We start from the raw sequence: 20176 nt of genomic DNA, 5'->3' as shown, positions 1-20176 counted from the left end.
TTGAACTCGCGTGCTCCTGGACGTATGGACATGGGCCGGCTGGCCAGGTGGATCGCAGAAGGGATGACCCGCTCTGTTTGTGTATCGTGCCTGCCATGACGGACCGCCAGCACCTGCGCCTGGTGGAGGCGTTTCCCGAGCTCGCCGCTGACATTGTCGCCCTGCTGTATGCCGAAGATGAGAATCACCCCTTGGCGGACACGGTTGAACACCTGCTGTTTCACAGCGTGTGCTCCTGCAGTGCCACCTGTACCAACCTCCTGACCGCCCCGCGGGGTTCCTCGGGATGCTGGGTGGTGCAGCTTGAGCGAAACGGTGAGGACGTAATCTGGCTGAGCTTGGATCCGACCGCGACAGTCATCACCGACATCGAGGTTCTCGACGGACGTGACCTCGGCCCTGCGGGCCGCTGGCCTGGGTAGCCACCGGAACCGATCAGATCGGCACGCTGGCATTTGTCGTTCACTCGTAACGAAAGGCTCAGACGGCTGCCGATGAAGAGCTGGATGCTTGAGATATGAGCGTGCCCATCAGCGACAGTGAGCTGCAGGAAATCGAAAGCCGTACCCAGGCCGCAACTCCTGGACCATGGTATGTGCGGTTCCTCGATGACGCCTACGCTGCGAACCTGGTCGCCGTGGGCACCGCGCCCGACACCGGGCGGCACGAGCGCTGGCCGAGGTGGCACGGCAACGAGTTGGTGGCGGCGACCTTGATTCAGTCCCCGGAACCGTACGTTGTCGGTTCTGATGATCGCTGGGATGAGAACGCGGCGTTCATGGCCCACGCACGATCTGATGTCCCACGCCTGCTGGCCGAGGTCCGCCGCCTACGTGCTCTGCTGGGGAACCCGCATCGTGACGATGCTGAGTGTGGATGATCTTGCTAACGCCTCTGCTTACAACCTTCCTGGACGCCGATACACGTCCCTGGAAGCAGATCAAGCCGGAAGGGCCGCTAAGCAGGCACTTGTGACAGGGGTGGACGCCCGTGGACAGTCTGGAACTGGCTACGGATCAGAAGGTTGGGGTTTCGAGTACCTCCGGCCGCACACAGCATCACCAGGGAGTCCCTTGATCTCAAGGGACTCCCTGAGTCGTTTCTAGGGGCGGACTGTAGCAACGGCCATTTGTTCACTGAGGTTCGCCCCCGTTCGTGGTCGTCTCGTCACTGGGTAGATTCCGCGCGATGTACTCACCACTAAGGCGCGACGGCAGGCTGAGAAGGGCGGGGAAGACTGACCGCCGTATCGGGACTTTCGGGAGCCGCCTGCGCGCGCACGCGCGGGAGTGGAGGATCTCGGACTGTGACCTGCAACGCACGTTGGCCGAGAATCTGCAACATTATTTGGCCGGTACGTCACGATCCGTAAGGCTGTGCAGTCCAAGGACAACCCGGCCGATCTGATCAACGTGGCGTTGGAGGAGTTGGTTCGCGCCCGGTGCGAGCTGCCGGGCTACACCACGCTGGACGCGATGGCCTCGTCGATCCGCGCGGAGGTGAGCACGGGGTTCTTCCAGGTGGTGGCCGGGCGGCTGGACGCGTCCGTGCGGGCGCCCAGGCCGCCGGCTTGGAGATCCCCGCCAACCTGGTCATCGAGTGGTACCCGTTCGACGACATCGCCGAGTACATCCGCGCCAAGCGCCGCTTGGTCTGGCGTCGGTTCGACCAAGCTGTACCGATACCACATCGCCATGGTGGTGGCGCGCTCCGCGCCGGCTGCGGCCACCATCGCCAGCGCCGTTGCGTTGCTTCCTGGACTTCCCGGTGGCGCCTACGACCCCGTAGCCGATACTCGGGCTCGACGTTCAGGAGTCGTGGCGGGCATTCCTTCGCGGCGCGATGAAGACGGCCCAGGCGGCCACACCCAGGCCCGGACCGATGGACGAACCTAGCGCGACACCGTAAGCGAGGTTGTCGAAAGAGCCCCCGACGACGACGCCGACGAGGACGCCGAAGGCAGCGCCGAAGGCGATCCAGATCCCGAGATTTGCCCAGATCCCGAGACCTGGGGCGGGCGGGGGCGTGTTGTTGCTCGTCATTGCATCTCTCCTAAGGACGCGGGTGGACAGGGCTGACAATCTGGCGGCCCATCACGGCGGATGTTGGTGTTCGCGTTGTCCGGTGTCCGGAGCGGCCGTGTGCCCGCCGCGCCTACGCCGTGGCACGGCGGATGAGCGTGTACCCGCCGACCGCGAACGCGGCGGCCACCAGGACCGGCCAGCCGGCGAGCAGTGCCGTGGGGGACTGGTCGAGCAACCAGCGGCCGATCGCGTGCCATTGCCGGGTCCAGGTGATCAGCGCGGCGGCCAGCCCGAGCGCTGTGAACGTCAGGGTGAGGCTGGCCAGGACGCCGGTGGTGCCCCAGCGCAGGTACAACGTGCCGAGCAGGATCCCGAGGTGGGTCACGACCAGCATGGGTACCGCGTACCCGAGCAGGAGCAGCACCGGGTTGGCGTCATCCATGAACGGCAGGCCGAAGAAGCGCATCCCCACCCCCCAGTAGCCGGTGGCCTGTTCCACGGCGCGCAGCAGGCAGAGCACCAGCGCGTAGACCACCGACTGGACGACCGCGAGCAGCGACCAGGCCAGGTAGAACTCCCGGCGGGTCACGCTCATGCCCAGCGCGTACGGGAAGATCTGGGTGACCGAGACGGCGGCCATCCCGATCGCGACGCCGCACAGGCTGACCAGGCCGCCGGTGTTCGTCACGCCGTCGCCCGGGTCGTAGTTCGCCATGAAGGTCAACAGGTTGATGCCGAACGTGACGGCCGTCATGCTCCACGTCCAGCCTAGGATCTGCGGCCAGGCCGGCATCTGGAGACGGGCCACCTGACGGATGCGGTTCATCGGGCGGCCTCCCGGTCCGCCGGCGCCGTTGTCGTCGGCGGTACGGTCAGGCGGACCACGAGTTGCTGCAACGACAGCGGCTCCAGCTCGACGTTCAGCGCCTGCGCGTGCGCCTTCGCGTGCGGTCCGAGCCCATCGAGGATGGTCGACCGGACCAGGCCGCTCAACCGCTCGCGGTGCAACTCGGTGCGTCCGGCGGCGAACCCGTCCACGGCCTCCGCCCGTCCGGTGGCCGCCACCGCCCGCCCGCGCAGGTCGTCGGCGTCCTCGTCGAGCAGCAGCCGGCCACGGTCGATGAGCAGCACCCGCTCGACCAGATCGCTCACCTCGTCGATGAGGTGGGTGGACAGCACCACGGTGCGGGGATGCCCGGCGTAGTCGGCGAGAAGGCGGTCGTAGAAAAGCTGCCGGGCGGCCGGGTCGAGCCCGAGGTACGGCTCGTCGAAGAACGTCAGGGGCGCCCGCGCGGCCAGCCCGACGGTCACGCCGAGGGCCGACAGCATGCCCCGCGAGAGCCTGCGGACCAGCCGCCCGGCCGGTAGCTGGAAGTCCGCGGCGAGGCCGTGCGCGAACGTGTCGTCCCAGTTCGCAAACAGCCGGCGTGCGGTGCGAAAGACGTGGCGCACGGTGTAGACGTGGGGGTAGCGCTGGCTCTCCCGGACGAAACAGACCTTCGACAGGACGGCCGGGTTCTCCACCGGTGGCGCGTCGAAGACCGACACGTTCCCCGACGACGCGAACGCCTGCCCGGTGAGGATCTGCATCAGGGTGGTCTTGCCCGCCCCGTTGCGCCCGAGCAGGCCGTAGATCGTGTGCTCGGCCAGCGCGAAGCTCACGTCGTCGAGCGCCGTGACGTCACCAAAGCGCTTGGTCACCCCGTGTGCGGTTACCACCGCCGTCATCCCAGGTCCCTCCCGACAACCGCACCGAATGAATCGATCATCTTCATCAGCTCGTCGTGGCCGATGCCGAGCTTGCGCGCCTCGGCGAGCAGGGGTTCCACGTACTGTTCGGTGAACCGGTCCCGTCGCCGCTCGCGCAGCCTGGCCCGGGCGCCACCGGCGACGAACATGCCGATGCCGCGTCGCTTGTAGAGCGTTCCCTCCGACACGAGCTGGTTGACGCCCTTGGCCGCGGTGGCCGGGTTGATCCGGTGAAAGGCGGCAAGCTCGTTGGTGGACGGGACCTGGGCCTCCTCCACCAGCGACCCGTCGATGATCGAGTTCTCGATCAGCTCGGCGATCTGAAGGAAGATCGGTCGGTCGTCGTCCATCGTTGGCTTAGCCGCCCAACTGGTTAGCTACATGTGTAGCTAACCATGCAACCTTGCGCCGCGGCTGTCAAGCCGCCCGGGCGTCCCGCGACCTCAGCCGACGGCGGTGGTGCGGCACGGAGGACTGCCGGCGCAGGTGCAGCGGCCGGTCCAGAAGCGTGCTGAGCACCTGAGCGGCTGCCGGGTCGTCGGCACGATGCTCCCGCCCGTCCGGGAGGACCACTAGCGGCACTTCGCCGTCTTCTGAAGTCTCCAGGCGGGCTCGCAGGGTGAGCAGACCGTCGATACGGCGGAAGCGACGGGTGGTCTTGCCGCTGCCGATCCCGCCGTCGTCGGTATAGACGGCCCAGCCTCGGTCCCCGGAAACACCGTCGGCGGTGACGCGTGCACAGGTCAGCCGCTCACCCCCCCATGGACTTCACCGGATACCGCGCCAGCTCGACGACCTGGCCCACCGGCAGGGGCGACGGCGCCGCTCGGCCCGGTGTGTCCGCGCAGAGGCAGGAGTACAGGCGCCGGTTCGCGCTCATCGGCCCTTCATCGCCGGGCGCGACATACCCGGCCCTGGGACCACGGTCAGCCAAGCGCGGACCGCCACGGCCGCCAGGAGAGATCGCACCACGGGGACTGCCTTCCCTTCGTCAGACCTGATGCTCCGCCAGCCATCGCATGACCTGTTCGGCGTGGCCGGCCGGCTCTTCGATGGGAAAGAACACGTGCTCGACCCGGCCGTCGACCACGATGAGGGTCAGCCGGCGGTACAGCGTCATCTCGCCGGCGTCGAACGTGGGCAGGCCGAGAGCGGCGGCCAGGGTCAGGCGCGGGTCGGCCAACAGCGGGTACGGCAACCGGAGCCGGTGCACCACCTCCCGCTGATACCCGCTCGACTGCGCCGACAGCCCGTAGATCCGCGCCGCCCCGGCCTTCAGCAGGTCGGCGTGATGGTCGCGGAACCCGCACGCCTGCTCGGTGCAGCCCCGCGCGCCCGGTATCGTCTCCCATCCCTGCGGCAGGTCCACGCCCGGCCGGCCGGTCAGCGGATACCCGAACAGCACGCTGCGCCCCTGGCCGAACGCCTGGACGTGGACCCGGCTCCCGTCGGTGGCCACGAGCTCCAGATCCGGCAGCTCGGCTCCGAGCAGCCTGGCCGGGTCCACTGCCGCGATGGCCCGCCGCCGGCCGGACTGCGGCCGCATCATGAGCTGCGCGGCCGTGTCGAGCTGGGCGCGTAGCGCGTCTCGTTGGTCGGCGAGCTGCCTGATGCGCTGCTCCAACTGGTCGATGGCCCGCTGGTACGTGGCCAGCGACGCCGGACACAGATCACCAGCGTCGGCGCCGCTGATCAGACACTCGACGAACGGCCGCGTCTCCTCCACCGGAAGGCCCAACGCCATCAGCGACCGGATCTGCTCCACCAGCCGCACCGCGATCGGGTCGTAGTCGCGGTAGCCGTTGGCGCAGCGGCGCGGGACGACCAGGCCGACCTCCTCGTAGTAGCGCAACGCCCGCACCGTGACACCGGTACGCCGCGCCAACTCCCCCACTCGCATGACCGGAACCCTAAACCCGCGCCCCGAGGTACAGGTCAACGAGTCCGTCCTCGCCGACCTGCGTCCACGAGGGGGCCGGCGTTCCGAAACGGGGCCACTGATGCGGCGACGGCCGGGGGAAGGTCAGGCCAGATCGAGCAGTTGCTCGTAGAAGCCGCCGAAGCCGCGAGCCCGGTCCACGAAGTGCAGCTCCAGAATCCAGTGACACGCCTGCCCCGCCCGGTCGGTGCGCCGCAGCGGGGTGTCGTTCTCCAGAGTGATGTAGGAGTCCGCCTTCGCGCCGTCGTTCACCTCGTGCGGAAACTCCCCCACGAGATGCCCGGCGTGCCAGATGCCGATCTCCCAGCCGGCTTCGCCCGCCAGCCGTGCCACCTCGGCGTACAGTCGCCGGCCGGTGATATCCGGATCGGCCGCGAACGCAGCGCGTCCGGCGTCGAAGACGCGCGGCAGGTCGTGCAGCAGGCGGTGCTTGTCCGGGTCGTCGCCGAAGACGTACGTGCGGCCGAAGTCGGCTTCGTACTCCTCGAAGATCGGGCCGAAGTCGGCGAAGGCGACGTCGTCCTCGCCGATGATGCGGTCGGGTGGGTTGTCCTGGTACGGGAGCAGAGTGTTGGGCCCGGAGCGAATGATCCGCTTGTGCCAGTGCTTGGTCGTGCCGAACATGTCGTTGGCCAGGTCCCGGATGCGATCGCTCACCTCCCGCTCCCCTATTCCAGGGGCGACCAGCCCGCGTGCCTCCACCTCGGCGAACAGGGCGATGGCCTTCTCCTGCGCCGCCACCAGACCCGTGACCCGCCGAGCCTCGTCCGGTCCGGAAGATGCCGTCGTCCCATCGTGACCAGCCGCGTACACCCAGCCGTGCAGACCCGACGCCAGCGGTACGAGAGCACGCTGGTAGTCGTCGACCTCGTAGTCGTCGGCAGCGGCGAGTTCGTCCGCACTCAGCCGGAGCGCGGTGCCCTCCACGACATCGGCGGCGCTTCCCGTGGCCTGCAAAATCGGATGATGCTTGGCGCCACTAATCGCGATGACCTGCGGATCGGTGATCTCCACCATGGACAGCCGGTAGCCGGGCAACCGGTCCGGAGTGCCGCTGACCTCGCGGCCGAACACCGACAGCTGCACCTCGCGCCGACGCAGCGTGCCATAGGAGAACAGAACGACAGCGTTATCAGACATGACCGAAACCCTAAACTCGCCCCCTGAGGTACAGGTCAACGACGGTCTGGAAGGGCTGGCACACGTGCTCCTCCCCGGGGCCTCGACCGACGTCCGGCGGGTGTCGCGGACGATCCACATCAACAGCTCATACGCACCCGCGAACGCCAGCGGTGCCAGGGCACTGACCAGGCGCAGTGCAGGCCGCCTGCCTGACCCAGCTCGTACGCGATGTGCCGGCACTCGCATGTGTGATCGCGTACTCGTACCCGATCGCTACGGGGATCGGGCTCCTGCCAGCTGAGTCGCTCATAGTCGGCTTGAGGTACGGCCGGATGGACCCCGTGGTACGGATCGTCGAGATCACCAAGGTCCGAGGCCAGCGTGGTCTGGTACCAGGCCCGGAGCTCCAGTTGCCTTGATCAAGAACGACGCACTGTCGGTGAGCCGGACTGCGTCAGCCTGCCAGCCGGGCGAGGGCCAGTGCGTGTGCCTTGTCGAGGGATTCCGCGGCAGCGCAAGGGACGTCCGGCTGCACGCCGGTGCCCTCCCAGTTAGCGCCAGAGACGGGATTGATGGCGCGGCCAGTGGGGACGGTGGCTTCCAGGTGGGGGTGGACGGTCCAGCCCTCGCACGGGTGTGCGCCGCCGCGGGTGGGCTCGCCGACGACAACGGCGCGGCCGAGCTGCTGCAGGTCGTAGGCCAGTTCCTCAGCGGCGGAGAAGGTGCTGTCGCTGGACAACACGTACAACGGTTTGCTGCCGCCGAAACGCGCACCGGGAACATGCGGCAGGCTCCAGGACTGCTCGCTGCGCTCGCCGCTGCGCCAGTACATGGTGTTGAGGTGGGTGCGCTCGTCCAGGAGGTAACTGCAGACGAAGGCGACGGTGTCGGGGTCGCCGCCTCGGTTGTTGCGAAGGTCCACGATCAGCGCCTGGGCGCGAGAGGCCAGGGTGAGCGCGGCGCTCAGCGGTTCGGCGGCCCACTCCAGCGGAAACAGCATCGGCGCCAGCTCCACCACGGCGATCCCTCCGTCGAGCAACTCCACCCGGGGCGCACCGCCCAGCGAGGTGTCGAAGTCCCGGCGGATGGAGTCCAGGGTTGCCGCGCCCTGCTTGGGGGACACCGGGTCGGCGTGGTGCTTCAGTCTCAGGTGTTTGTCGTTGTTGACGGACTGCAGGTCCGCGGTGACCAGACGGGCGAGTTCCTCGGCACTGTCGACGTCATAGGCGCCTTGGGCGAGGCGTCGTTGTAGCAGGTCGGCGAGCTGCTTGGCTATCTCAGGGAAAACGTAGTGCTGGGTCAGCAGTCGGGTTGTCTCGTCGATGACAGGGGCGGGCTGAAGGTTCGTCAGGGTCGTCATGGCAGGGAGTAGATCACTGCCCTGACGAAAGCGTCAAAGACGTTGAGAAACCTGCGGTATGCGTGATCAGCCTTCACAATTGCCACCTCCTGAGGATGTTCTGGAGATCGGCGCGGCTGAGCAGTTCGCGGCGCTCGCCTACCCGTTGCGTCACCTGCAGCCCGGCGATGCCCTCGTGGTGCCCGCGCTGGACCGGGACGGGGCCGTGGCGGAGACCTCTGCCACCCTGATCACGGAGTTATGCTCTTCAGCATCGGGGTGCTGCGTCGGAACGCCCCGTCGACCGATCAGGGTCTCCGTGGCGCGCAGTCACTGCGTGCATTGGAGCCCGTCATGGCAAGTCTTCATCGCAAGCCCACCCTGGTCATGGGAGCTCGTGGGAGCGTCGGCAAGTTCGTCATGAAGCGGCTTCTGGCTGAAGGCGTCCCCGTCCGCGCGTCCGCCCGCCGTCCGGCGCCCGGTCAGTTCCCGGACGGCGTCGAGGTGTTCGCCGCGGACCTGACCGACCGGGCCAGTCTTCTCCCAGCGTTCGAGGGTGCCAGGCAGGTGTTCCTCTATGCCAACCACCAAGGCGTCCACGGTGTCATCGAGGCCGCCCGTGCCGCCGGGTTGGAGCGCATCGTGCTGATGTCCTCAGGGAGCGTGATCCACCCCTCCTCGGCAGGCAACGCCATCGCTGAGAAGCATCGTGAGGTCGAGGCCGCGTTTGCTGTCGCCTCGGACGTGCTGATGATGCCGGTCCGTCCGCTTGTGCTCGCCACCAACGCTCTGGGCTGGGCGTATCAGATCCGGGCCAACGGAAGCGTGCCGCTGTACCAGCCGGATGCGCTGACCGCTCCGATCCACGAGCGGGATGTCGCCGCCGTCGTCTGCGCGGCGCTGACCGGTGCCACCACACCGGCTGTGAGCGGGCTGCTCACCGGCCCGGCTCGGATCTCCCAGCGTGACCAGGTCGCTGCGATCGGCCGCGCCGTGGGCAGGGAGATCCCGGTGCGGGAGTTGTCCCGCGATGCCGCGATGCGACAGTTCTCGCAATTCATGCCGGCGGGGGAAGCCGAAGCGGTGCTGCAGTTCCTCGACGATGCGGCTGCCGGGAATTCGCCGGCGGCGCCCACCGTCGAGGAAGTCCTGGGCCGCTCTGCGATCACATTCGATGAGTGGGCGGTCGACCACGCACGGGACTTCCGGTGAGATGACCCGTCGACGGCATATGAAGTGTCGATCACGAATGGGCTCATGCCATACGTTCTCGCTTCATTGCTCCGCATGGGCCGAGTCGTGCAGTTCCTCGAGCCCGTTCTCGGCGAGTACCAGCCTCCCAGCCAACCTTGGCCCACGGGATCGGGCTCAGCCCCGGTCCAGCTGTACGAACCGAGACCGGAACGTCTGGCCTGGCGGGCACCCGTACGAGCAGGGCCGGTCAGCCGGGCAGCCACCAGTTCCATCGACTTATCACCGCGACGAACGTCGGCAGCAGCGCCCTGATCACGGTCGCATCCAGCAGCACGCCCAGCCCGAGCCCCGTCGCGAACATCTTGATCTCCGGCTGCGGGGCCGGCGTCAGCGCCTTCTTCAGCCGCTCGCTCAGGTTGGCGTTCATGCCGCGGGTGGGTTCGGTGAACACCAGCCCGTACGTGGTCCACCCGCCGTCCCCGACGAATCGCGGGTCTGCGGTGTCGGCGTAGCGGCTCAGGGCGTCGGCGAGTTCGTGGGGTTTGAGGAGGCGATTCCCGACCGGGAAGAGCGCCTGGCTCGGGCGCGGCGTACGTGAGCTTTCGCCCGGTTCTGTCTTCTTCGGCGTTGGCCAGGATGAAGGACTTCCCCGATGCTGCCCTGACGGCTCTGGTTGAGTGGACGGCCGATCTGCTGGAAGAGCCGTGGGATGCGCAGGTGGTGTATCCCGGACGTACGGACTACCGGCAGGCCACCTTCGGTGATTACGGCCTGCTTCACTTCCACGTCGATGAAAAGGCTGACCTGATCACCATCTACACGTTGGTCTGGGCTTGTCGATCTGCTGGACCCTGGGACACATGAACGACGATGTCTATTCGGGTCACCACTGGCGTTCCCTGTACGAAGGCGTCTTTGACCACGAGGGCGACGGGCTGGGCGACATGCTGCTTCGGTGGCTGGATGAGCATCCGGGGCACGTGGCGGAGGTGCGGGAGGCGGGCAGGCCCGAAAGTCACCTGATTCCTCTGGCGAGGTCACCCAGGAGGGGATACAGCTCGCTGGTGCGGTTGTATGCCGTGAACCGCATCCTCGACCTGCTCATCCTGAACTACCAGGATCCCCCGGACGATTCGGCGGCGAGCCCGAACGAGGTTTACCCACCGGTCGGCGTCTATCCCGCCTTCTGTGAGGCTCTGGGCGCGGAGCGGATTCGCAGGCGGGGTTTCCATCCGTTCTTTCACGAGGTCGCCGAGGTGCGGCCGGTCGACGATCCCGATGAGCCGCCCTCGATCGTCGAGGAGCGCTGGCCCGGTTACATGATGGGATCGATGCTGCTGATGCGGGCCGGAGTGGTCGTCACCGCCGGAGCGCGGCATCTGGTTGCGGGGGTCGCCGATCGCTCCAGCCTGTATTGGACCTTCTGGCGCCGGTCACGATCCACCCGCGACCTCTCGCACGGTTGGGGGAGCAACTCACAGTGGAGAACTGACTTCCGCCGCGACTACCTGGTGGACGGCCGATTGCACTACAACGTGGACGAGGCTCTGGATCCGCACAACGAGGAGCGGGGACGGGGAGACGACGAGGACCTCGACCCGGTGTCGATGATCGAGATTGTCCGGTACCGGTGCAGCACCGTCGTCGATCACGGTGATGACCTCTTCCCCTACAACGATCACCATGTCGAGCCGGCCCCTGTGGACTGATCTCAGGCACCCCGGCCCTGCCGGAAGGCCCGGAATCGATGCGGCGACCTCCCGCCCGACCATCAACGGGGCATGTACCTGCTCGTCGAACGGGTGCTCGCTGCTGAGCGCCGCCAGCAGCCGCACATGCTCGACGAGCGTGAGCAAGCCAGCGGTCGGCCCCGCCACAGCGCCGCCCAGCAGAGGGGTGTGTCCTCGCGGGTCAGGCGCGAGGGAGACCCACCTTCGGCGCGGCTACACGACCAAGGGACCTTCCCTCTGCTCCTCATCGGCGGCCGCGACGACGTCGTCGATCTTGGTCGTCTCGCGGCGCAGAAGTGGGCGGCACCACCCCCGCAGAACGCAGCCGGCTACGCGCGACCGGGCGGTTTGACTTGAAGCGCTTGAGGTGAGCCAGGCTGAGGACATGGCAGCGACAGGGAAGAGCGAATCCGTCACCACGGTGTCGATTCAGGACGTTTCTCGTCTGAGCGGCCTGTCGGAACCGACACTGCGTTACTACGAGAAGATCGGCCTGATCGGCCCGGTTCCCCGGGACGAGAGCAGCGGGCACCGGCGCTATGACGGTACGGCCGTCGAGACGATCGAGGCGTTGAGCTGCTTGCGCGCGGCCGGGATGAGCGTGCGGGACATGCGTGCCTACCTCCGGTACCTGGACGCGGCCGGCGACAACGCGGCCGAGATGCGGGATCTGTTTCTGAAGAACGCCGAAAGAGTGGCCCAGGAGATCGAGCAGATGCAGACGCGGCTGCGATACCTGCAGCTCAAGGCGGATCTGTGGGACGCGCGCCAGCGCGGTGACATAGGCGCGGAACACCGTGCCGTACAGGCTCTCACAAACGTCGTGGCCGACTTTCGATAAAGGAGAAGACGAATATGTCGCGCAGTACGGAATTCCGGCCGGCAGAACCGACCGGAAACGGAGAAGGAAACGGGGAACTGGTTCTGGTGACCGGCGGCAACGGCTACCTCGGGTCCCATGTGATCGGGTCTTTGCTGCAGGCCGGCTACCGGGTGCGGACCACCGTGCGCTCGCTCAACCGCGCCGATCAGATCCGTGCGACAGCGGCGAGCGCCGGCTCGGATTGGGGTGCGCGACTTGAGATCGTCCGGGCCGATCTCGACACCGACGAGGGGTGGGATGAAGCGGCGCGGACCTGCACCTACGTTCTCCACGTGGCCTCCCCCTTCCCCGCGGGCCAGCCGCGGCACGAGGACGAGGTGATCATCCCCGCACGCGACGGCGCGCTGCGCGTTCTGCGGGCGGCACGAGATCAGGGCGTGCGGCGGGTGGTGATGACGTCGTCCTTCGCCGCCATCGGTTACACCCGCAAGGCCGGCGACGAGTACGACGAACACGACTGGACCGACCCGAACGACGATCTCACCGCGTACATCAAGTCCAAGACCGTCGCGGAGCGGGCAGCATGGGACTTCACGCAGGCCGAGGGCGGTGACCTGGAACTGGTGGTGATCGCTCCCAGCGGCATCTTCGGCCCGATCCTCAACGATCACCTTTCCGCCTCCGTGGCATTCGTCAAGGCGATGCTCGATGGAGCGCTGGCGGTCGTTCCTCCGCAGTACTTCGGCATGGTGGACGTCCGAGACGTCGCCGACATCCACCTGCGCGCGATGACCCATCCCGAAGCCGCAGGAGAGCGATTCCTCGTCAGCGGCGACGACGCCATCAGCTTCCTGCAGATGGCGAACATCCTCGCCGAGAAGTTGGGCGAGCGCGCTGCCCGGGTCCCCACTCAGGAACTGACCGCGGAGCAAGTACGTGAAGGCGCACGCACCAACCCCGCACTCCGGGACGCTCTCAGCCAGCTGGGCAAAGTCCCCGTCCTGCACACCGACAAGGCCCGCAAGGTGCTCGGCTGGGCGCCCCGCGACGTGGTCACCACCGTCGTCGACACCGCGGAAAGCCTCTTCCGCCAAGGACTCATAGATCGCTGACTTACAGCCGACGTCATCTCGACGCGTGATCGCGGGTCTACCGGTCGTCGGAATTGGCGCGATTCCGTGCAGGTAGGGACTCGAGGTTGGACTGATCAGGCGTCGGGGTCCCGAAGTCCGACGGCATCGTGACGCCAGAACGGCTCGGAGTAGACCAGCGTCCCCGTCATCCACGGCTCGCACGCCGGAAGCCTGATCACCTGGAAGGCGTCGTCGGGGATGCGCAGGGACGGCTTGCGGAAGCCTTGCTCGGCCCCCGGGGTGAATCCGAGGCGGAAGTAGTAGCGGGGGTCGCCTTCCAGGAAGACGAGGGGGCTGTCTCCTTCGGAGAGAGTCGCGAGCCCGGCGCGGACCAGGGCCGAGCCGATGCCCTGCCGCTGGTGCTCGGGTAGCACGCCCAGCGGGCTGAGCACCTGTACGTCGACCAGCCGCCGCGGCGCGTCGAGCAGGCTGCGGGTGAACATGACGTGCCCGACGACCTGTCCGTCGGCCTCGGCCACCAGGGCGAGCCCCCCGCCGGAGCGGAGGCTGTCGACCAGGTCGGCCACAACTCGGCCGTGGTCGCCGAACGCTCGCAGATGGACGTGACGCACAGCGTCCGCGTCGCCCGGCCGCTCTTCTCGAAGCTCCACGCCCGGAGGGTAAACGATCTGTCTCGCCGCCCGCATCTGGTTTTCACCCGAGGCCGACCAGCTTGGTCAGGAAACGATCGACCTGCTCCTCCAGCGGCGGCCATGGCAGGTCGGGCTGATTGACCCGCATCGACACGGACCCGTGAACCGCCGCCCTCAGGTCCAGCGAGACCACTGCGGCGTCGTCGGCCGGGGCGAGCCCGGCGTCGATGCATCGCTGCACCGCGGCGGTGGTGCGCTCGGCCAGCTCCTGCTTGAACGACATGGCCGCCCGCTGGTTGAGTGTGCTCTCGTGCAGCACCTTGTACAGGCCGGGGTGCCGTTGCACCCACCTGCCCAGCAGCAGGACGCGGGCACGCAGCTTCCCCGCCGGATCGGCGGCACCGGTCTCCGCCTGATCGACGGCCTCCAAGAGTTCGCGATGGAACTTTTCCAGGGCGGCCAGTACGAGCGCGTCCCGGTCGGCGAAGTGAATGTACACAGAGGTCGCCGCGACGCCGACCTCCCGGGCCACCGCGCGCATGGACAAGGCCTGGTCGTCGCCGTGTTCGTCCAGCAGCCGCAGGGCGGCGCCGACGATGTCTTCGCGCAGCCGCTCGCCCTGGCCGCGCGGGTTGCGGCCCCGCCTGCCGCCAGAAGGGCTGGCCGGAGCGGAGGGGATCGTGTCCATGGTGGCCCATTGTAGGCGAACGACTTTAGCGCTACAGTCGTAGCACTACAGTCGTTCACATAACAGAGGTTTTCTATGGATAACCAGGTCAAGGCACTGGACTCGGTGTTCGCCGAGATGAGCGCCGCCACCGACCGCCTGCTCTGGGACGAGAGCCCGGAGCTGACCACGCGCGAGAAGGTGCTGCTGTGCCTCACCGCCGACGTCTGTCAGCAGACCCTCGGCCTGCCCTTCCAGCAGCATGTGATGATGGCGGCAGACTGCGGCTTGTCGGCCGACCACCTGCGCGAAGTGCTCCGCTTCGTCGCCTACGACAGCGGTTATCCCGCCGCCCTGGCGGCGCTCGCCCGCCTGACCGACCTGGAACGGGAGTACGCCCTGCCCGCCCCCACCGGCCAGGGCCACGAGGTGAACGCCGGCGGCACGGGCAGCCCGATCCCCGAGCCGTTGCGGCAGGCCGTGGCCGCCCTCGACGCACCGTTCGGCAGCTACATGGACCTGCAGTCGCGGATGCGTGCAGACATGCGGTTGCTGTCGGTCCGTGAGCGCGCGTTCATGACGATGACCGTCGACGTGCTCTTCCAGACCCTGGAGGAGAGCTTCCGCGCCCACCTGACGCGCGCCCTCGCCGCCGGCGCCACGCCGGAGGAGGCCCGTGCTGTCGTACGGTTCTCCGCGCAGTTCGGCATGACCAAGGCATGGCGCGCCATGCACGTACTCGACGCCCTGCTCACCGAACTCGGCGCCGCCTGAGCCTGAAGTGCGAGGTCATGTCGTGGACGGCGAGGGCCTGCCTGAGCCGGCCGACTTCAAGGAGTTCCAGCGCGAGTTCGGCGACCGGCCGACCGGCGACGTCACCCGCGAGAAGGCCACCCTGATCGGCTCGTACGCCGGTGCGGTGGTGACCACCCGCACCCAGCGATCCACGAGGAGGATCCCGGGCCCGCAAAGGCTGAGCTGATCGCCATCTACGCGTTGGTCTGGGCTGGTTGATCAGCTGGATTGCCGGGTGACAAAGGCCGAATGCCGCGGTGCGCGCGGCTGGGTAAGGTCGATGTCGTGGCCACCCTCCTCTACGGACTGTCGCAAGCATCGGGTGAGTATCCGGCAGCGTGGTGGTTGGCCAAGTCGGGAAAGCTGCTCCAGTTTCTCGCCGGACTGGCGGTCGCACTCGATCTTGTGGGTCGCGAGCGGTTACGGCGAGCCCACAAGCGGGCGACGCGACAACGCGCATTACTTCGCGAGATCCGGAAGTTCGCGAAGTATGACCACCTACCGAAACAGCTGGCCGCAACGATCCTGGGCGCAGCGATCGAGGCGCCCATCGTCCCGGGTACCGTTCCGATCAACGGGTTTGTCATTCCTCATATAAAGGGGTATCGGTTCTCCGAGTCTCCGCCGGCGGCGGTGCCGCCGCTGCTGTCGGTTGCCAACGTCGAGGAATTCATCGCACGAGCGAGCGCCCGAATGAGAGCGGAGTGCCCGTGTAGCGAGCAGCACGGCGACCGCATATGCCCTGATCAGGCGGCGTTCATCGAAGCGGAAGCCGTACAGGAGGTCGCTCGCCGACTCGAGTTGCCGGACCAGGCGAATTCTTTCCTGGCCGCGCAACACAGAAGGTACAGCACCGATGGTGGTCTGTCCGGCTGCATCATTCCTGGGATGGTCGCCGTCGGTGCGGCAGGGGTTGCCCTGTTCTTCCTTTACCTGCAACAGGTCATCACGACGGTCGTGGGGTTCGGAATTTTCGTTGCTGGCAGCTCTTTTGCGTTTGCTCTGCAACATCGGCGGGCCCGAATCAACACTCATTTGCGCCTGACCGTGGCCGCTGTACAGGTCCTGAGTTCATGGGGCCTGTTTCTCCTCGGGCGGCAGGCAACCGGCGATCCGGTGAAGTGGGCGGCCCTGATCCTCTTCATCGCGGGGTCGGTATTAGACCTCGTGTGGGGGTGAACTGCTGCACAGCGTGCCCGTTCTGTCCCTCGCACCGACGTCATCGGCGATGATGAATCTCGGCCCGCTAAGACTCACCGAGTCTCCTGCGCGGACGCTGGGAAAGTTAGGATTTGGCACCGGCCGTGGAGCCAGAGGATGGCAGGTGAGTACGCGATGGCGCACAGCTCCCGGCGTGACCGGATGATCGCGGCGTGCGGCGCTCAGCCAGGATCGGTGGAGGACTACCCGTTCGGCGACGAGGTGGCGGTGTTCAAAGTCGCCGGCAAAATGTTCGCGCTGGTCGCGTTGGGCTCGCTTCCCGGCAGCATCAGCCTCAAATGCGACCCGGACCTCGCGGTCGGTCTGCGTGGCCGGTATGCCGCGATCACCGCGGGCTACCACCTCAACAAGCGGCACTGGAACACGATCACGCTCGACGGCTCCGTGCCCGACGACGAACTTCTCGACCTGGTCGATCACTCCTACGACCTGGTTGTGGCCCGTCTGACCAGGGCTGAACGGGAGAAGCTGGGTAGTCCGCCGGAGCACTGACGGGCTATTCGTTGCACACCTCGGCGAGCGTGATTGCCTGGCCGGGGCTGAGCATTTCCTCTCGCTTACGAGCTGACGGGTGCCAGTTGCGCGAACTGGCGCTCGAGCACCTTGGCCGCGCTATCGCGCCAGAGAGCAGCCATGGGCGCTGAGGCGGGATCGGGGAATATTTCCTCCTCGCCATTGTCGATGGCGTCGAAGACGGCCAGCGCGACCGATTCCGGGGATGCCTTTGGTATGTCGAAGTCGCGGATCATATCGGTGTCCACCGGGCCGGGCAGGACGGCGTGAACCCTTACCCCCTGCCCGGCCACCTGAGCGCGAAGCGACTGGGTCAAGGAGAACGCGGCCGCCTTCGAGACGGAGTAGGCCGGGAGTATGAACGGCAAGGCAGCGAGAGAGTTCACCGAGAGGATGTTGACGATGGCCCCGTGGGAGCGGGTCAGCGCCGGCAGGAAGGCCTGGGTCACGGCATAGGTCCCGAAGAGGTTGACGGCCAGATGGCGTTCGAGTACGGCGGGGTCGGTCAGGTCATCGGGCAGCGCGATGCCGGCGTTGTTGATCAACATGTCCAGTGACTCGACCTGATCGGCAGCCGCTTGGATCTGCGCCGCGCTGGTGATGTCGAGGATCAGGGGCGTCACCCGGTCGTCCGGGTGGGCCAGCGGTTGGCGGGTGCCGGCATACACTTGCCTGGCGCCTCTGGCCAGGGCTTCGGCTGCCAGCGCCTGCCCGATGCCGCGGTTGGCCCCGGTCACCAGGACCGTCTTGTCTTTCATGGTCATGCCTGTTGCTCCTGCCATTTCGGTGTGATCGGGCGCGAGCCTGCGCTCGTGCCTGTCGGCGGCAGAAGCCGCCTGGCGTCGCGGTCTGTTCAGGGCAGCAGGGCCAGCTTGCCCACGGTGGCCCGCGCTTCCAGTTCCGCGAGCGCTTTCGGCCCTTCGGCCAGCTCGTAGACGGTGGGCCGGCCGGGGCCGAGCACACCGGCCGCGAGGAGGCCGGACATCTCGCCCATGACCTCGCCGAAGATCTGTGGTGCGGCCTGGATCAGGGTGCCGATGTTCAGGCCGATGAGGTGGATCTGGTGTTTGTAGATCAGTTCCCAGTTGGTGATCGCGGCTTCGCCGCCGGCCAGGCCATAGACGACGACCCGGCCGGTGACCCGTTTGGCCGCGGCCAGGCTGCCATCGAGGGTGGCGCCGCCGACCGACTCCAGCACCAGGTCGGCGCCCGCGCCGCCGGTCAGCCGCAGGACCTCGGCGGCGATGTCGGTGCCGCGGGAGTCGATGACGTGGTCGGCGCCCTGAGCCCGTACCACCTCGTGCTTGCCTGGCGAGGCCGTGGCGATCACCGTCGCGCCGTAGTGTTTGGCCATCTTCACCGCGGCCTGGCCGGTCCCGCCGGCCGCGGCGTGGATGAGCACGGTCTGCCCGGCGGCGACGCGGCCCAGCGGCTTGAGCGCCGCCAGCGCGGTCGGCCAGTTCACGACCAGGCCGAGCGCCTGCTCGTCGGCCCAGCCCGCCGGCACGGGCACCGCCCCGGCTGCGGGCAGCACCATGTACTCGGCGAAGGCGCCGCCTGTGACGTCGACGCCGATGACGTGGGCGCCGGGCTCCAGGCCGGTCACCTCCTCACCGACGGCGGTGACCTCACCGGCGCTCTCGATGCCCGCCAGGTACGGCGGCCGCGGGCCGCCCGCGAACGTGCCGCGGGCCTGTGAGATGTCGACGAAGTTGACGCCGGCGGCGGTGACCCGGATCAGGACCTCGCCCGGGCCTGGGCTCGGTACCGGCGCGTCGGTGATCAGGCGCAGGTCCTGCGGGCCGTTCAGTGACGTCTGCTCCAAGGCGCGCATGGTCGCGGGAATGCTCATGACGATCGACCTCCTCTTTGTTTGTCGAACGGCAAATAAATCGTGGCACGCCCGTACGACGCAGGTCAAGGTAAACTTGATCGAACGACAAACAAGTATGGAGGCACGTCCCGATGGCTGCTCGCGGCAGGCCGCGCACGTTCGACCCGGACATCGCCCTGCGCCAGGCGCTGGACCTGTTCTGGGAACGGGGCTACGAGGGCACCTCGCTCAACGACCTGGCCCAGGCCATGGGGATCGCCTCGGCCAGCATCTACGCCTGCTTCGGCGGCAAGGAGGACCTGTTCCGCAAGGTCATGGCGCTCTACGGCACGACCTCAGGCGAGCCGCCCAGGCGCGCGCTGCGCGAACAACCGACCACGCGCGCCGCGATCCACGCCATGCTGCGTGCCACCGCCGATGAGATCACCCGCCCCGACAGCCCGCACTACTGCATGCTCATCCTCGCCGCGCCGACCGGCGCCGTGGAGAACCACGCGGTCCGAGAATTCCTCGCCGACCGCCGGCACGACCAGTTCACCACCGTCAAAGACCGGCTTGCCCGCGGCGTCACCGACGGCGACCTCACCGCGGCACCCACCAGCCTCGACGCCATCGCCCGCTACTACACCACCGTGGTGCAGGGCCTCTCCATACAAGCCCGCGACGGTGCCACCCGCGCCGAACTGGAAACGGTCATCACCTGCGCGATGGCCGCCTGGGACACCCTCACGTCAGCGCCATCACAGCAGGTGATCTAATGGAAACTCGCTGGTTCCCCTCGGCCGCGGCATTCGAAGCATGGCTCGCCGTCAGCCATGCCTCCTCGTCCGGAATCTGGCTCAAGCTCGACAAGAAGGTGGCGGGCGGCCAGTCGCTGACCTATGCCGAGGCGCTTGACGTGGCGCTGTGCTTCGGTTGGATCGACGGGCAAAAGGCCAAGTTCGACGATGACCACTGGCTGCAGCGCTTCACTCCCCGCAGGCCGAGGAGCAAATGGTCGAAGGTCAACCGCGACAAGGTCACCGCGCTGATCGACCAGGGTCGGATGAGGCCCGCTGGCCTGCTGGAGATCCAGCGCGCGCAAGAGGACGGCCGCTGGGACGCCGCATATGACGGACCGCGGACCGCCACGGTACCCGAGGATTTGGCGCGTGCCCTGGCGCAGAATCCCGCCGCGCAGGAATTCTTCGCAACGCTGGACAGCCGCAATCGGTACGCGGTGCTGTATCGCGTGCAGGACGCCAAGAAGCCCGAGACTCGGGCACGTCGTATCGAGCAGTACGTCACGATGCTGGCCGAGCAGAAGAAGATCCACCCCTGATGCTGCCTGGCGGCCGCTGCGCGACCGGGTGAGCCGCGCCTTCACGATCAAGGAGCTGAGCGGCTCCTGGTGGGCCGAATGATGCAACCGGTTGTAGTTCGCGGAAAAATTTAGCTGGGAAGCTAATTGCTCGGATAGCGGCGTGAGCTGGGAAAACATAGATCACGATATATCGGTAA

The 20176-nt window shown here is 67.3% G+C and carries 29 protein-coding genes and 1 pseudogene; 15 read left to right on the top strand and 15 right to left on the bottom strand.

Annotated features, from left to right (window positions below):
* Positions 1-95: 95 nt before the first annotated feature.
* The 3 genes and pseudogenes from ACQP2T_RS60530 to ACQP2T_RS60520 form a co-directional block, all read left to right on the top strand.
* Positions 96-422: a hypothetical protein gene (locus ACQP2T_RS60530; RefSeq protein WP_433513648.1), complete on the top strand. Its 327-nt coding sequence runs from the start codon at positions 96-98 to the stop codon at positions 420-422.
* Positions 423-517: 95 nt separating this feature from the next.
* Positions 518-880: a hypothetical protein gene (locus ACQP2T_RS60525; RefSeq protein ID WP_433513647.1), complete on the top strand. Its 363-nt coding sequence runs from the start codon at positions 518-520 to the stop codon at positions 878-880.
* 502 nt (positions 881-1382) lie between these two features.
* A pseudogene (locus ACQP2T_RS60520) lies at positions 1383-1476 on the top strand (hypothetical protein); the annotation flags it as partial.
* On the opposite strand, the gene ACQP2T_RS60515 reads toward ACQP2T_RS60520, so the two are convergent.
* The 10 genes from ACQP2T_RS60515 to ACQP2T_RS60470 all read right to left on the bottom strand — a co-directional run bounded on the left by ACQP2T_RS60515 (position 1457) and on the right by ACQP2T_RS60470 (position 8194).
* A complete protein-coding gene (locus tag ACQP2T_RS60515; RefSeq protein WP_433520018.1) occupies positions 1457-1732 on the bottom strand; it encodes a hypothetical protein in 276 nt (91 codons plus the stop codon). The pseudogene ACQP2T_RS60520 and the gene ACQP2T_RS60515 sit on opposite strands and share 20 nt — an antisense overlap.
* Positions 1733-1808: 76 nt before the next feature.
* A complete protein-coding gene (locus ACQP2T_RS60510) occupies positions 1809-2042 on the bottom strand; it encodes a hypothetical protein (RefSeq protein ID WP_433520017.1) in 234 nt (77 codons plus the stop codon).
* Between the two features lie 112 nt (positions 2043-2154).
* Entirely contained in the window at positions 2155-2850 is a 696-nt protein-coding gene (locus ACQP2T_RS60505; protein WP_433513646.1) for a hypothetical protein, read from the bottom strand.
* The gene (locus ACQP2T_RS60500) at positions 2847-3752 is read right to left on the bottom strand and encodes an ABC transporter ATP-binding protein (RefSeq protein WP_433513645.1); all 906 of its coding nucleotides are present in this window, start codon (positions 3750-3752) and stop codon (positions 2847-2849) included. Before ACQP2T_RS60500 ends, ACQP2T_RS60505 begins: the two co-directional genes overlap by 4 nt.
* A complete protein-coding gene (locus ACQP2T_RS60495) occupies positions 3749-4123 on the bottom strand; it encodes a GntR family transcriptional regulator (RefSeq protein WP_433513644.1) in 375 nt (124 codons plus the stop codon). The genes ACQP2T_RS60500 and ACQP2T_RS60495 overlap by 4 nt, the downstream gene beginning before the upstream one ends.
* A 67-nt stretch (positions 4124-4190) precedes the next feature.
* Positions 4191-4355 (bottom strand): hypothetical protein, encoded by a 165-nt coding sequence (locus tag ACQP2T_RS60490; protein ID WP_433513643.1) that lies wholly within the window; start codon positions 4353-4355, stop codon positions 4191-4193.
* 169 nt (positions 4356-4524) lie between these two features.
* A complete protein-coding gene (locus tag ACQP2T_RS60485; protein WP_433513642.1) occupies positions 4525-4653 on the bottom strand; it encodes a hypothetical protein in 129 nt (42 codons plus the stop codon).
* A 111-nt stretch (positions 4654-4764) separates the two neighbouring features.
* Positions 4765-5673: a MerR family transcriptional regulator gene (locus ACQP2T_RS60480; protein WP_433513641.1), complete on the bottom strand. Its 909-nt coding sequence runs from the start codon at positions 5671-5673 to the stop codon at positions 4765-4767.
* 123 nt (positions 5674-5796) lie between these two features.
* Complete coding sequence (locus ACQP2T_RS60475) at positions 5797-6852, bottom strand: M24 family metallopeptidase (protein WP_433513640.1); 1056 nt, start codon at positions 6850-6852, stop codon at positions 5797-5799.
* 436 nt (positions 6853-7288) lie between these two features.
* Positions 7289-8194 (bottom strand): S41 family peptidase, encoded by a 906-nt coding sequence (locus ACQP2T_RS60470; RefSeq protein ID WP_433513639.1) that lies wholly within the window; start codon positions 8192-8194, stop codon positions 7289-7291.
* Positions 8195-8434: 240 nt separating this feature from the next.
* Between ACQP2T_RS60470 and ACQP2T_RS60465 the strand changes: the two genes are divergently transcribed.
* On the top strand, positions 8435-9385 hold the full coding sequence (locus tag ACQP2T_RS60465; RefSeq protein ID WP_433513638.1) for an NAD(P)H-binding protein: 951 nt from the start codon (positions 8435-8437) through the stop codon (positions 9383-9385).
* 229 nt (positions 9386-9614) lie between these two features.
* On the opposite strand, the gene ACQP2T_RS60460 is transcribed toward ACQP2T_RS60465, so the two are convergent.
* On the bottom strand, positions 9615-9818 hold the full coding sequence (locus ACQP2T_RS60460) for an MMPL family transporter (protein ID WP_433513637.1): 204 nt from the start codon (positions 9816-9818) through the stop codon (positions 9615-9617).
* Between the two features lie 143 nt (positions 9819-9961).
* Between ACQP2T_RS60460 and ACQP2T_RS60455 the strand changes: the two genes are divergently transcribed.
* The 5 genes from ACQP2T_RS60455 (at position 9962) to ACQP2T_RS60435 (ending at position 13032) form a co-directional block, all read left to right on the top strand.
* Positions 9962-10231: a hypothetical protein gene (locus ACQP2T_RS60455; RefSeq protein WP_433513636.1), complete on the top strand. Its 270-nt coding sequence runs from the start codon at positions 9962-9964 to the stop codon at positions 10229-10231.
* Positions 10228-11076: a hypothetical protein gene (locus tag ACQP2T_RS60450; protein WP_433513635.1), complete on the top strand. Its 849-nt coding sequence runs from the start codon at positions 10228-10230 to the stop codon at positions 11074-11076. The genes ACQP2T_RS60455 and ACQP2T_RS60450 overlap by 4 nt, the downstream gene beginning before the upstream one ends.
* Before the next feature lie 72 nt (positions 11077-11148).
* Positions 11149-11454, top strand: coding sequence for a hypothetical protein (locus ACQP2T_RS60445; RefSeq protein ID WP_433513634.1), 306 nt, complete (start codon positions 11149-11151; stop codon positions 11452-11454).
* 10 nt (positions 11455-11464) lie between these two features.
* The gene (locus ACQP2T_RS60440) at positions 11465-11938 is read left to right on the top strand and encodes a MerR family transcriptional regulator (protein ID WP_433513633.1); all 474 of its coding nucleotides are present in this window, start codon (positions 11465-11467) and stop codon (positions 11936-11938) included.
* A gap of 14 nt (positions 11939-11952) precedes the next feature.
* Positions 11953-13032, top strand: a complete 1080-nt coding sequence (locus ACQP2T_RS60435) for an SDR family oxidoreductase (protein WP_433513632.1) — start codon at positions 11953-11955, stop codon at positions 13030-13032.
* Positions 13033-13127: 95 nt separating this feature from the next.
* Here the strand turns inward: ACQP2T_RS60435 and ACQP2T_RS60430 are convergent, their stop codons facing one another.
* Both ACQP2T_RS60430 and ACQP2T_RS60425 read right to left on the bottom strand, forming a co-directional pair.
* Positions 13128-13664 (bottom strand): GNAT family N-acetyltransferase, encoded by a 537-nt coding sequence (locus ACQP2T_RS60430; protein WP_433513631.1) that lies wholly within the window; start codon positions 13662-13664, stop codon positions 13128-13130.
* Between the two features lie 43 nt (positions 13665-13707).
* Complete coding sequence (locus tag ACQP2T_RS60425; RefSeq protein WP_433513630.1) at positions 13708-14334, bottom strand: TetR/AcrR family transcriptional regulator; 627 nt, start codon at positions 14332-14334, stop codon at positions 13708-13710.
* A 75-nt stretch (positions 14335-14409) separates the two neighbouring features.
* Here ACQP2T_RS60425 and ACQP2T_RS60420 point away from each other — a divergent pair, with 75 nt between their 5' ends.
* The 4 genes from ACQP2T_RS60420 (at position 14410) to ACQP2T_RS60405 (ending at position 16821) form a co-directional block, all read left to right on the top strand.
* Positions 14410-15087, top strand: a complete 678-nt coding sequence (locus ACQP2T_RS60420) for a carboxymuconolactone decarboxylase family protein (RefSeq protein WP_433513629.1) — start codon at positions 14410-14412, stop codon at positions 15085-15087.
* Positions 15088-15109: 22 nt separating this feature from the next.
* Positions 15110-15295, top strand: a complete 186-nt coding sequence (locus tag ACQP2T_RS60415; RefSeq protein WP_433513628.1) for a hypothetical protein — start codon at positions 15110-15112, stop codon at positions 15293-15295.
* 98 nt (positions 15296-15393) lie between these two features.
* Positions 15394-16287, top strand: a complete 894-nt coding sequence (locus ACQP2T_RS60410; RefSeq protein WP_433513627.1) for a hypothetical protein — start codon at positions 15394-15396, stop codon at positions 16285-16287.
* Between the two features lie 138 nt (positions 16288-16425).
* Complete coding sequence (locus ACQP2T_RS60405; RefSeq protein WP_433513626.1) at positions 16426-16821, top strand: MmcQ/YjbR family DNA-binding protein; 396 nt, start codon at positions 16426-16428, stop codon at positions 16819-16821.
* A gap of 65 nt (positions 16822-16886) precedes the next feature.
* Here the strand turns inward: ACQP2T_RS60405 and ACQP2T_RS60400 are convergent, their stop codons facing one another.
* Together ACQP2T_RS60400 and ACQP2T_RS60395 are read right to left on the bottom strand one after the other, a co-directional pair.
* Positions 16887-17606 carry an SDR family NAD(P)-dependent oxidoreductase gene (locus tag ACQP2T_RS60400; protein ID WP_433513625.1) on the bottom strand — a complete coding sequence of 240 codons (720 nt, stop codon included), beginning with the start codon at positions 17604-17606 and terminating at the stop codon, positions 16887-16889.
* Positions 17607-17695: 89 nt separating this feature from the next.
* Complete coding sequence (locus ACQP2T_RS60395; RefSeq protein WP_433513624.1) at positions 17696-18694, bottom strand: NADPH:quinone oxidoreductase family protein; 999 nt, start codon at positions 18692-18694, stop codon at positions 17696-17698.
* Between the two features lie 113 nt (positions 18695-18807).
* Between ACQP2T_RS60395 and ACQP2T_RS60390 the strand changes: the two genes are divergently transcribed.
* A complete protein-coding gene (locus tag ACQP2T_RS60390; RefSeq protein WP_433513623.1) occupies positions 18808-19434 on the top strand; it encodes a TetR/AcrR family transcriptional regulator in 627 nt (208 codons plus the stop codon).
* The gene (locus ACQP2T_RS60385; protein ID WP_433513622.1) at positions 19434-19997 is read left to right on the top strand and encodes a YdeI/OmpD-associated family protein; all 564 of its coding nucleotides are present in this window, start codon (positions 19434-19436) and stop codon (positions 19995-19997) included. The genes ACQP2T_RS60390 and ACQP2T_RS60385 overlap by 1 nt, the downstream gene beginning before the upstream one ends.
* The last annotated feature ends 179 nt before the right edge of the window (positions 19998-20176 follow it).

This window comes from Nonomuraea sp. CA-143628 (genome assembly GCF_050942315.1).
Classification (GTDB): domain Bacteria; phylum Actinomycetota; class Actinomycetes; order Streptosporangiales; family Streptosporangiaceae; genus Nonomuraea.
Note: the sequence above shows the minus strand (reverse complement) of the source record. Positions and strands in the feature narration are given on the sequence as shown.